At 63.2% G+C, this 10,919-nt stretch carries 11 protein-coding genes; 7 read left to right on the plus strand and 4 right to left on the minus strand.

The features are described from left to right. Together VLE48_11980 and VLE48_11985 are read right to left on the minus strand one after the other, a co-directional pair. Positions 1 to 306, minus strand: a 306-nt coding sequence (locus VLE48_11980) for a hypothetical protein (GenBank protein ID HSA93722.1), incomplete at its 3' end; no start/stop codon positions are given. Positions 307 to 384: 78 nt separating this feature from the next. Further along, a complete protein-coding gene (locus tag VLE48_11985) occupies positions 385 to 1,449 on the minus strand; it encodes a phospholipase D-like domain-containing protein (GenBank protein ID HSA93723.1) in 1,065 nt (354 codons plus the stop codon). A gap of 194 nt (positions 1,450 to 1,643) precedes the next feature. On the opposite strand from VLE48_11985, the gene VLE48_11990 reads away from it, so the two are divergent. Then, positions 1,644 to 2,690, plus strand: coding sequence for a hypothetical protein (locus VLE48_11990; protein ID HSA93724.1), 1,047 nt, complete (start codon positions 1,644 to 1,646; stop codon positions 2,688 to 2,690). 28 nt (positions 2,691 to 2,718) lie between these two features. Here VLE48_11990 and VLE48_11995 read toward each other — a convergent pair whose 3' ends face one another. Further along, positions 2,719 to 4,563: an ABC transporter ATP-binding protein gene (locus VLE48_11995; GenBank protein ID HSA93725.1), complete on the minus strand. Its 1,845-nt coding sequence runs from the start codon at positions 4,561 to 4,563 to the stop codon at positions 2,719 to 2,721. A 284-nt stretch (positions 4,564 to 4,847) separates the two neighbouring features. On the opposite strand from VLE48_11995, the gene VLE48_12000 reads away from it, so the two are divergent. From VLE48_12000 to VLE48_12025, 6 genes are all read left to right on the plus strand, one after another. Further along, positions 4,848 to 5,660: an AAA family ATPase gene (locus VLE48_12000; GenBank protein HSA93726.1), complete on the plus strand. Its 813-nt coding sequence runs from the start codon at positions 4,848 to 4,850 to the stop codon at positions 5,658 to 5,660. Positions 5,661 to 5,887: 227 nt separating this feature from the next. Beyond that, positions 5,888 to 6,178, plus strand: coding sequence for a hypothetical protein (locus VLE48_12005; protein HSA93727.1), 291 nt, complete (start codon positions 5,888 to 5,890; stop codon positions 6,176 to 6,178). Positions 6,179 to 6,392: 214 nt separating this feature from the next. Further along, positions 6,393 to 6,659 carry a 30S ribosomal protein S15 gene (gene rpsO, locus VLE48_12010; GenBank protein ID HSA93728.1) on the plus strand — a complete coding sequence of 89 codons (267 nt, stop codon included), beginning with the start codon at positions 6,393 to 6,395 and terminating at the stop codon, positions 6,657 to 6,659. Between the two features lie 145 nt (positions 6,660 to 6,804). Next, positions 6,805 to 9,114 (plus strand): polyribonucleotide nucleotidyltransferase, encoded by a 2,310-nt coding sequence (pnp, locus tag VLE48_12015; protein HSA93729.1) that lies wholly within the window; start codon positions 6,805 to 6,807, stop codon positions 9,112 to 9,114. 163 nt (positions 9,115 to 9,277) lie between these two features. Next, positions 9,278 to 10,216: an EamA family transporter gene (locus tag VLE48_12020; GenBank protein ID HSA93730.1), complete on the plus strand. Its 939-nt coding sequence runs from the start codon at positions 9,278 to 9,280 to the stop codon at positions 10,214 to 10,216. Beyond that, positions 10,203 to 10,604 (plus strand): sulfite exporter TauE/SafE family protein, encoded by a 402-nt coding sequence (locus VLE48_12025; GenBank protein HSA93731.1) that lies wholly within the window; start codon positions 10,203 to 10,205, stop codon positions 10,602 to 10,604. Before VLE48_12020 ends, VLE48_12025 begins: the two co-directional genes overlap by 14 nt. Positions 10,605 to 10,660: 56 nt before the next feature. Here the strand turns inward: VLE48_12025 and VLE48_12030 are convergent. Continuing rightward, positions 10,661 to 10,919 (minus strand): hypothetical protein (locus VLE48_12030; GenBank protein ID HSA93732.1); only part of this gene is annotated, 259 nt, incomplete at its 5' end.

Raw genomic sequence — 10,919 nt, forward strand, 5'->3', positions numbered from 1 at the left:
GCGCAGCTTTCCGGCAAGCGCCTGCTCGTGCTCGGCGATCTGCTCCGCGGTCCGCTTGGGCTTCAGCGGGGGCACAGAGTCGTCCACCCGCTTGCGCAGCTTGACGTAGTCATCCACGCGCTTGCGGAATTCGCTCAGGACCTGCGGATCTTCTTGCGCGGCCGGTTTGACGGCAGGCGTCTGCGGAGGGGAGGTCTCTCTCGCCTCCTGCGCCGGCGGCGCTTCCTTCTTGTTGCAGCCGGCCACGGTAAAGGCGACAAGAGACGTGCCGAGAATCGCGGACGAAATGAGATGAAATCGGCTCATAAGCTCACCGCATGCGCGATGTGAATCGCGGTACTTTTCATTAGATGAGTGCGGGCGCGGTGGGGGTTGGACAGAGATTCACGGCGAGATTTGTTTCTCTTCGACGACTTCTTTGATGGCTTCCTTGACGGCTTTCTTGACCGTCTTCTTGACGGTGTCCCTCACTTCATCATCGGCGAGGGCTTCGCCATTGGCGTTCTCCACCACTTTCTTGACCGCTTGGCGAACGGTGGCGGCCAGGGGAGGCAGCTCTTTGGCCAGAGCTTTGGCATCGAGGCCCGCGTCGGCCTCCTGTCCCTTCGCATAATCGGTGGAAGTCCAATCCTTCTCGAAGACAGCGAGCAAACCGTTGACGATTTTCGAGTCGCGCACGATGAAACCGATTTCGCGCCGCGAATCCAGCTCCACCTGCCGCAGGCCCTGGCTGCCGACGAAGGCCTGGCGGCGGTCGCGGATGATGACCTTGGCGTGCAAACGCATGGTGGTAAGAGGGGCGGAGACGAGATCACCCTTGCGGCCGGCAACGCGTCCGATGATGCGAACGTCGACGCCCGCTTTCCGCCGTTCCTCAAGGAGGCGGATCATCTGCCGGTCGGAGACCCGGGGATCGTAGATGAGGAGCTGCTTGCGGGCGTCGCGGATGAACTCGGCGATCTGATTGCGGGCATTCGCGGGGCTCACGAGGAATGACTGGAGGCCCGGGGTGTAGGGTTGCCGGGCACAATCGGCTTCGAAAAGCTTCCTGCCTTCCTGGATGAATTCGGCGTTCTTGGTGAGGATGCCGAAGCCGCGGCTGTGGTCGACATCGATGTGGGCGAAGTTGAAGGTCAGGACGTAGATCATGCGCGCATCGACGATCAGCATCTTGCCGTGGTAGCGAGCCAGATCATCGCCGGTGCGGGCTACGGTGATGCCCATGGCGAGGAGGCGTCCTTCCAGGCTGCGCAGAGTCTTTTCGCCGCCCCGGTTGGTGTGGGCAATGAGCGCGCGCACGGCCACCCCGCGCTCCACGGCGGCTTGCAACGCGGTTTCCATCTCCTTGCGGTCGAGACGGAAGATCACAATCTCCACGCTCTTCTTGGCGTTCTTGACCGCCGCCACCAGCGGGGCAATACCGTCGTCGGGCTGCACCAACAGTCTCATCTTCATCCTCCCGAAACTGCTCTGCCATCCCAGTTAGATGCGCTGGAAACCCAAGCGATATCCAACTGATTGCACAGGGACTTGGGGGCTTGAACCCAAGGGCAGAGATGCGAGCCGGGAAACCGGGAGTTGCTTGGCCGGCATCTCAGTTCCGAAGAGTCAGCAATGTGGGAGTGGTTTTCAGGAGGTTCACCTTGAAGCGAAGCATCACAGGAACTACGCGCAGAATCTTATCCGGATTTCATCTCCTTCTCATTCTCATCGCCCTCGGCTTCCTGGTGGGGGCCAGCGCCCAGGAAACAGGCGAACAGGACAAGTCTCAATCGTCAGCCAAGGAAACCCGCCCGCTGCTGCCGGATGTGTTGTGGCGCGAGCCGGAGGACATGGCCTCGCGGGACACTTACTACGGCGCGGGCAGCCGCGAGCGCGTGCCCAGCGGCAGGTTCAGGTTCCTGAAGGAGGAACTGGGCGGCGCCGCTCCCAAGTTTGACGTAGAAGATGAGCAGGGCGTCCGCTGGCGGGTGAAGCTCGGCCCGGAAGCCCAGGCCGAGACGGCGGCCACACGGCTGCTGTGGGCGGCGGGTTACCTCGTCGATGAAGACTACTATTTGCCCACATTACGGGTGGAAGGCCTGCCGAAGCTCAGCCGGGGCCAGGAGTTTGTTTCCAAAGATGGAGTGATTACCGGCGCGCGGTTGGAGCGTCGCGACAAGAACAGGAAGAAGATCGGGAGCTGGAGCTGGAACGACAATCCCTTCGTAGGTACCAAGGCGCTCAATGGACTGAGGGTCATGATGGCCCTGATGAACAACTGGGACATCAAGGCGGGCAACAATTCCATCTACGCCGAGGGGGCCGAGAATCGCTACGTGGTGAGCGATGCAGGGGCCACATTCGGGCGCAGCGGGAACACCTTCCGGCGCACCAAGAGCAACCTGGAACAGTACCGGAGCTCAAAGTTTGTCCGGGAGACGACGTCGGAGGACGTCGATTTCCATCTGGCCAGCAAGCCGCATCCGCTGAACGCGGTAATCTTTCCGCACTGGCTCGAGCTGAGGAAGAGAGAGAAAGTGGTCAAGAGCATTCCGCGGGAAGACGCCCGCTGGATCGGCCAACTGCTCTCGCAACTGTCGACACAACAAATCGCAGATTGTTTTCGGGCCGGGGGATATTCGGAGGAGGAGATAGAAGGCTTCACGCAAGTCGTGGAGAAGCGGATCCAGGACCTGAACGAGCTGTGACCAGCCAAGGACGATCGGTTGCGTTTGGCTAGCGGCTCACCGGCTTGCTCCCGGCCAGTTCCTCTTTCTCGGGAAACTGTTTGGCCGCAAGTTCCGCATAGAGCCCGCCGGCCGCGAGCAATTCCTCGTGGGTACCACGTTCCGCGAGGGTGGAATCCTTGAGCAGGAAGATGACGTCCGCGCGCTGGATGGTAGCCAGATGATGGGCGATGACCACGCAGGTGCGGCCCTTCATGAGGCGATCGAGCGCCTCCAGGACGGCCTGCTCGGAAGCGGCATCGAGGCCGGTAGTGGGTTCGTCGAGCACGAGCAGGGGAGTGTTTCGAATCACCGCACGCGCGATGGCGATGCGCTGCCGCTGGCCGCCGGAAAGCGTAAGGCCACGTTCCCCCACCATGGTGTCGTATCCCTCGGGCATCGCTTCGATGAACTCATGCGCGTTGGCCAGCTCGGCAGCGCGGACGATCTCTGAACGGCGAGCTTCGGGCTTGCCATAGGCGATGTTCTGCCAGATGGGAGCGTGGAACAGCAGGGTCTCCTGCAGCACAAAGCTCATCTGCTCGCGCAGGGAACGGAGCTTGAAGCGGCGGATGTCCGCGCCATCGATCCGCACCTGGCCGGAGGTGGGATCGTAGAGGCGGGGGATGAGACTGATGATGGTGGTTTTGCCGGTACCACTGGGGCCGACGAAGGCAGCCAACTGCCCCGGTTCGATGTGGAAGCTTACGTCCTGGAGGATCTGCTGGTCGGAGTTATAGCCGAAGCACACGCGGTCGAATTCGATGTCGCCCCGGAAGCGAGGGGCGCGGCGCGCCCGGGGCATTTCGCGCACACGGCTCTCGGTTTCCAGCACCTCCTGGATGCGTTCATAGCCGACCGCGGCCTTGGAGACGGTGTCGCTCATCTTGGAAAGCTCGCGCATGGGCTTGTACATCTTGCCCAGGTAGAGCAGAAACACGATGAGCACACCGGCGCTGAGCTTGCCGTCGAGTACCAGGCGGGCGCCATAGCCGAGGACCAGACAGGTGCCCACCGCCACAATCAGTTCGACGATGGGAGAAAGCCTGGCTTTGATAGTGCGCGCCCACAGCGCGAGTTCTACGTTTTCCAGGCTCCGTTCCTCGAAGCGCCGCTGTTCGTAGCCTTCGCGCGCGAAGGCCTTCACGACCCGGATGGAGGAAAGAACCTCCTCGACCACGGAGACCAGTTCGCTCTCCTTCTTGCGCACGGCGCGCGACGCTTTCTTGATGCGGATGGTAAAGAAATACACCACCAGGAAGAGGACAGGAGCGACGGACAGGGCAATCAACGTAAACCGCCAATTGAGATAGAACATCACCACGACCATCCCAGCCAGGGTGAAGACGTTCACGACCATGCCGAGCAGCCCGCTGGTGATGAAACCCTGAATGGCGTCAATATCGCTGGTGACGCGGGTGATGAGGTCGCCGGTCCTTTTCTGGTCGTGCTCGGCCAGCGACAGGCGATGGATGTGCGCGTAGAGCGTGCTGCGCAGGTCGTGCATGACCCACTGGCCGACGCTGGTGGTCAGATATTTTTCGGCGAAGGAACTGACAGCGCCCAGGAGCGCGATCAGCGCCACCGCCAACACGGCGAAATTGAGGACGGCATACTTTTCTCCGCCGGCGGCGGGGTGCAGCAGAGCGTTCATCCAATCCGGCAGGGATCGGGACTCGAACACATAATCGATGACGATCTTCAGCGGCCAGGGTTCCAGAAGATTGGCCGCTGCCTCACCCATCACGGCGAGCAGCGCCAGGCTCAACGACTTCCAGTGGGGATACAGAAGATGGGCTGGAGAGAGCTTGGCGTGCTTCAGGGGGAGTTGTAGGGTCGGTGTTTTGTTCGGCATCTTCGACGCTCCATCGAAGCTCCAGGTGGCGCAACCAGCGGTACTCGGTATCTCCGCGAGATGCGAACCTCCTCAGACTTGGATGCGGTTGTGGCGGGTCGCGTTCAGCCTTCAAAGGGTTGGCTCAGGGTATCCTGAACGAGCCCAATGACTCCGGATGGGATCCCGCGGGGCCGAGGAAGAATTGCCCGTAGTGCGGGGATTGTGTTACAAGCGGCAGCAAGCGTAAGTGGGAGCCACCGAAAGGCAGCGGGCGAAATATCCTCAGGCAAGCAAAGGAACGCATGCGGAAGTGGATGCGGGAGCGGTTGAAGCGCCGCAAGAAGAAGAACGTAAGCGAAGTGGAAGCGACGGGGCGGATCGGGCAGCCCCTGCCCAGCGGGGCGGAGCCGCTGCGACCGTCGTATCCGGAGGCCATGCTACGGGGGGCGGAGGCGGCGACCCCGCAACCACGGGAAGCACAACCCGCGAGGGAGACGCCGCGACAGCCGGCGAGAGAGACGCCCCGGCAGCACGCGGCGGCGCCGCGCAGGGAAGAGCCGCGGCTGGTGATGGAGACGCAGCCGGAATCGCCAACCATGCCGCCGGCGAAGGCTTCCGAAGCCACGCTGCATCCTCCTGCGGCAAAGAGCCCGAAGGCGCCCAAGGGGGTGGTGGTGCTAACCATCGGGCTGCCGGGTTCGGGCAAGACCACGTGGTACAAGCGGCGCGGGGTGACGCCGCTTTCGAGCGATTTGCTGCGGAACATCCTGTTCGACGACATCACCGAGCAGCGCTACCAGAGCCTGGTGTTCTCCACGCTGCGGTCGCTGCTGCGGGCGCGCCTGATCGCCAAAATGCCGTGGAACTACGTGGACGCCACCAACCTCTCGCCGGGGGAGCGCAGGCAGTGGATCAAGATGGCCAAGGGCTTCGGCTACGAGGTGCAGGCGGTGTTCTTCGACGTACCGCTGGACGTTTGCCTGGAGCGCAACAAGCGCCGGGAGCGGGTGGTGCCGGAAGACATCATGCGGCGCATGGCCGCCAAGCTGAAGGCGCCCAGCTTCGAGGAGGGATTCTCGAAGATCGTGGTGGTGAGGGTGAAGAAAAGCGATTGAATCACTTGAGGGATGTGGTGATGTGGTCATCTGGTCATCTGGTCATCTGGTCATGGGGAGAATCCCCGGCAGGCCACGCTGAAGTCCTCTCCGGCGTAGTAAACGATGAGTTAATAACCTAGGTACTACTTACCCTTAACATACGAATTCTTGTTGCATTACAAATGGGGCAGGAGTATGCTGCGGCCCGTTCGCCCCGAACAAAACAAACCCAGGCAGCGCCAGACATGCTTCTGGAAAAACTCCGCCACGGAGTGCTGGAGGTCGCCACCGACCGCGGGCCGCGGTACGTGCGCCCGTCGGTGGTGGAGCGCGTGCAGCTGCTGTGGATGTTCCGTAACTTCCATGTACTGCCGCAGCAAGTCCTGGGTTCCCACCAGAAACACCTGATCGATTCGATGTGCCGCGAAGAGCGCTTCCGCCAACACAAGCTGAACGGCCACCTGCCCTGCGTGATCGGAACGGTGGAGCGGCTGCCCATCCTGCCTGGAAAGAACGGCAACGGGAAGGCGGCGTAGACTCCTTCCCGCGCGTACCTAGCCCTAGGGATCACAAACAAAACCGAGGTTCCTCGACTGCGCGCTCCTTGCGGCTGCAGCCGCAAGCGGGCTCCGCCTCGGTCGCGCTGCGCTCGGGATGACAAGGTTGGGGCAAGGTTTACAGGCTGGGGAATCGCGTGTACTCTAGGAGTGTCGAGAAAAACGGACAAAACTGAGGAGCACACCAAGCCTAGTGTTGGCGAGAGAGCGCAAGACAGACGTCATCCAGCGGCACCGCCTGCATGCGACGGACACGGGAAGCCCGGAAGTCCAGATCGCGGTTCTGAGCGAGCGGATCGGAGAGCTGACCGAGCACTTCAAGACGCATAAGAACGACCACGCCTCCCGGCGGGGTCTTCTGATCATGGTGAGCAAGCGCCGCCGGTTGCTGGACTACCTGAAGAGCTACGACCCCGATCGGTACAAAGACGTCATCCAGAAGCTCGGAATCCGCAAGTAGGAAGCCCGCGAGGGCGAGCCTGCACGCGGCCGGGCACGGGTGTACGTCGGGGTGCGAGTTCGGGTGGTAGCCAGTCGGCAACGGTTCGCGCCCACCTGCGCATCGCGTTTGGCGACTCATCGGTATCCGAATCAAGGAGAAAGTAATGAAACAAGAGATCGTCGTAGAACTGGCGGGCGGGAAAAGCCTGCGCTTTGAGACCGGCCACCTGGCAAAGCAAGCGCACGGCTCGTGCGTGGTGCGCGCCGCCGACAACGTGGTGCTGGCAACGGCCTGCGCCAATGCGGAGCCGCGGGAAGGCATCGACTTTTTCCCGTTGACGGTGGACTACCGCGAATACACATACGCGGGCGGACGCTTTCCGGGCGGGTTCATCAAGCGCGAAGGGCGAATGAGCGAGAAGGAAACGCTGACCTGCCGACAGATCGACCGGCCGATCCGGCCGCTGTTCCCGGAGGGCTTCCGCTGCGAGACGCAGGTGATCGCGCTGGTGCTTTCGGCGGACACGGAGAACGACCCGGACGTGGCGGCCATCAACGGGGCGTCGTGCGCGCTGGCGGTATCGGACGTACCGTTCCATGGCCCGATCGGGGCGGTGCGGGTGGGACTGCTGAACGGCACCTTCATCATCAACCCAACCTACGAGGAGATGAAGGAGAGCCTGCTGAACATCATGGTGGTGGGCACGGCCGAGGGCATCGTGATGGTGGAGTCGGGCGCCAAGGAAGTGAAGGAAGACACGGTGCTGGAGGCGATCGAGTTCGGGCACGCGGAAATCAAGAAGATCTGCGCGGCCATCTCAGGTCTGGCGGCGCAAGTGGGGAGGCCGAAGCGGGAAGTGCCGGCGGTGGAATTCGATGAGGCCTACTACAACGAGCTGAAGCAGCGCATCGGCGGGCAACTGGCCGACTTGAGCGACACCAAGAAATATCCCAAGGCGGAGAGCTATAGCCGCATCAAGGCGCTGAAGAAGCAGCTGAAAGAAGCCGTCCCGGAAGAAGACGAGGACGGGCGGAAGAAGCTCTCGCGGTACTACGAGATGCTGCGCGAGGACATGTTCCGGGAGCAGGTGACGGCCGCACGGCGGCGTCCGGATTCGCGGGCGTTCGACGAGGTGCGCAACATCACGGTCGAGGTGGGCGTGCTGCCTCGTACCCACGGCTCGACGGTGTTCACGCGCGGCGAGACCCAGGCCCTGGTGACCACGACGCTGGGCACCGCGGAAGACATGCAGCGCACGGAAGGCTTCCAGGGCGAGGCCAAGAAGCGCTTCATGCTGCACTACAACTTCCCGCCGTTCTCGGTGGGCGAGGTAGCGTTCATGCGGGGCGCGGGCCGGCGCGAAATCGGGCACGGCGCGCTGGCGGAGCGGGCGATTACCTCAGTCCTGCCGCCGGAAGAGAGCTGGCCGTACACCATGCGCGTGGTTTCGGACATCCTGGAGTCGAACGGCTCGTCGTCGATGGCCTCGGTGTGCGGTGCGAGCCTCTCGATGATGGATGCGGGAGTGCCGCTGAAGGCGGCGGTGGCGGGCATCGCCATGGGCTTGGTGAAGGAAGAGGACAAGTACGCCATTCTGACCGACATCGCCGGAGCCGAAGATCACTACGGCGACATGGACTTCAAGGTGGCAGGGACGAAGGACGGCATCACGGCGCTGCAGATGGACATCAAGGTCAGCGGCATCACCAGCCAGATCATGCGGGAAGCGATGGAGCAGGCACGGCGAGCACGCATGCACATCCTGGAAAAGATGGAGGAAGCGATCGCGGCCCCGCGTTCGGCGATGTCGCCCTATGCGCCGCGCATCCACACACTGCAGATCCCCACGGACAAGATCCGCGACCTGATCGGGCCGGGCGGGAAGGTGATCCGCGGCATCATCGAGCAGACCGGGGTCAAGATCGACGTGGAAGATTCGGGGCGGGTGAACGTGGCCTCGAACGATGAAGCGGCGCTGGCGAAGGCGCTGCAGATGATCGGAGACATCACCGCCACGGCCGAGGTGGGCAAGACCTACCTGGGCAAAGTGACGCGGCTGGCCGAGTTCGGGGCGTTCGTGGAGATCTTCCCGGGAACGGAAGGGCTGCTGCACATCAGCGAAGTGGCGGAACACCGCATCGCCAACGTGCGCGATGAACTGCATGAGGGCGACCAGATCCTGGTGAAAGTGCTCTCCGTCGAAGGGAACCGCATACGGCTTTCGCGCAAAGCCATCCTGAGGGAGCAGCGCGCGAAGCTGGCGGGAAGCAACCCGGAGGTCGCGGCGGAAATACCCGAGGAAGACCAGGGCGAACCCAACTTCAACCGCGTGGACGCGGCACGGGCGCATGGCGGGCAGGGTGGCGGATTCGGCGGCCACGGCGGTGACCGCGACCGCAATCGTCGCAGGCGGAGAGGACGGCGGGGAGGGCCGGGTGGCGGCGGTGGAGGCGGCGGACGAGGACCGAGATAGATTGCATCGTTGAGTCAGTGAATCACTGAATCGGGACAGCACTGGAAGGCCGTGGCTCTGAGCCACGGCCTTGTTGTTTGCGAAAGGCACAAGATCTGGTGGCAGTGTAGGGTATAGGAGCCTCTCGCGGCGCCGCGTCGCTTCGCGAGCGGGCTTACTCGGGATGACAGAAATCGGCACGCCGCAGAAGCTGACGGAGGAGCGACGATTCGGGCTCGGGGAGTGGGCCGCGTACGTGGCCCTTTGCGCTATCTGGGGCACAACCTGGATGGCCATCCGGGTGGTGGTGCAGGACGTCCCTCCGTTGCGGGCCGCAGGGGTGCGTTTCCTGGTGGGGGCAGCCTTGCTGCTAGGCGGCGTGGCGCTGCGCCGGTCGATCGGGTTGCGGAGCGCGCGAGAGTGGCGGGCGGTCCGCGTCCTCTCCGTCAGCATGATGGCGTTGCCCTACGGCTTGCTGTTCTGGGCGGAGCAGCACATTACGTCGTCCATGGCGGCGGTGCTGTACACCAGCCTGCCGCTGGTGGTGGCGCTGCTGACGCCGCTGATGTCACGTCATCGCGTGCCGCGCTCGGCGCTTTTGGCCATGCTGGTGGCGACAGGGGGAATCGCGGTGCTGTTTCAGAGCACGCTCTCGGTTTCGAGCCGGTCGGTGCTGGGCGGGGTGGCAGTGCTGGGGGCGGTAGCGGCGACGGCGTGGTCGATCCACTTCGCAAAAAGGGAACTGCACGACATCGATCCTGCGGTAGCCACGGGATGGCAGTTGCTGGGAGGCGCGGCGGTGCTGCTGGCGCTGAGCCTGCCGCTGGAACGGCAGGCTTCGCAGTGGACGCCCAAGGCGGTGGGGGCGCTGCTGTTCCTGGCGGTGGGCGGCTCGGCGGTAGCGTTCGCCCTGTACTATTGGCTGCTGAAACGCACGCAGCCGTACCAGATCTCGACCATGAGTATGGTGATCCCCATCGTGGCCATCGTGGAGGGCGCCGCGCTGCTTAAGGAGCCGATTCCTCCGACCATGCTCGCAGCCTCGCTGGTGGTGATCCTGGCGGTGGGAGCGGTGCTGCGGGCGCGCGAGGACGAAGACCGGCTGCAGAGTGGAGTCGTTTGAAAAACAGGATGAACGAGGAGGTTGCGCCATGCTGTGGCTTGCGTTGCTGGCTGGATTGCTGATCGGAGTGGCGTCCGGGATGGTGGGGATCGGCGGGGGAGTGCTGCTGGTGCCTGTCCTGGTCTATTTCTTTCATATGTCCCAGCACAGGGCGCAGGGGACGTCGCTGGCGGCACTGCTGCTTCCGGTGGGCGGGCTGGCATTGTGGGAGTACTACCGCGCCGGGAATGCCGACGTGAAGGTCGGACTGGTGGTGGCGCTAGGGTTTTTCATCGGCGGCTATTTCGGCGGAGCGCTGGCACAGCAGGTCTCTGAGGCGGTGTTGCGGAAGACGTTTGCCGTGGTGCTGGTGGCGGTGGGAGTGAAGATGTTCTTGCAGAAGGGGTGAGGCGACCGCAAGAGCCAACCACAAAGGACACGAAGGAAACACAAAAGGAGATATCTTCAGCTCTCCACCGGGGCGACGGGGGCGGGAGAGCGGCGGGGGAGCATCTCGCCGATGCGCTTCATCTGGGCGCCGACACCGCGCAATTTCTCCTCAATGCGTTCATAGCCGCGATCAATGTGATAGACGCGGTCGATGATGGTTTCCCCTTCGGCGACCAGGCCGGCCAGCACCAGGGACGCGGAAGCGCGCAGGTCGGAGGCGAGCACGGCGGCGCTGGAAAGCGGAGTCTTGCCGCGGACGATGGCGCGGCGTCCT

The sequence above is a fragment of the Terriglobales bacterium genome, assembly GCA_035454605.1.
In the GTDB taxonomy this organism is placed as follows: Bacteria; Acidobacteriota; Terriglobia; order Terriglobales; family Acidobacteriaceae; genus DATMAB01.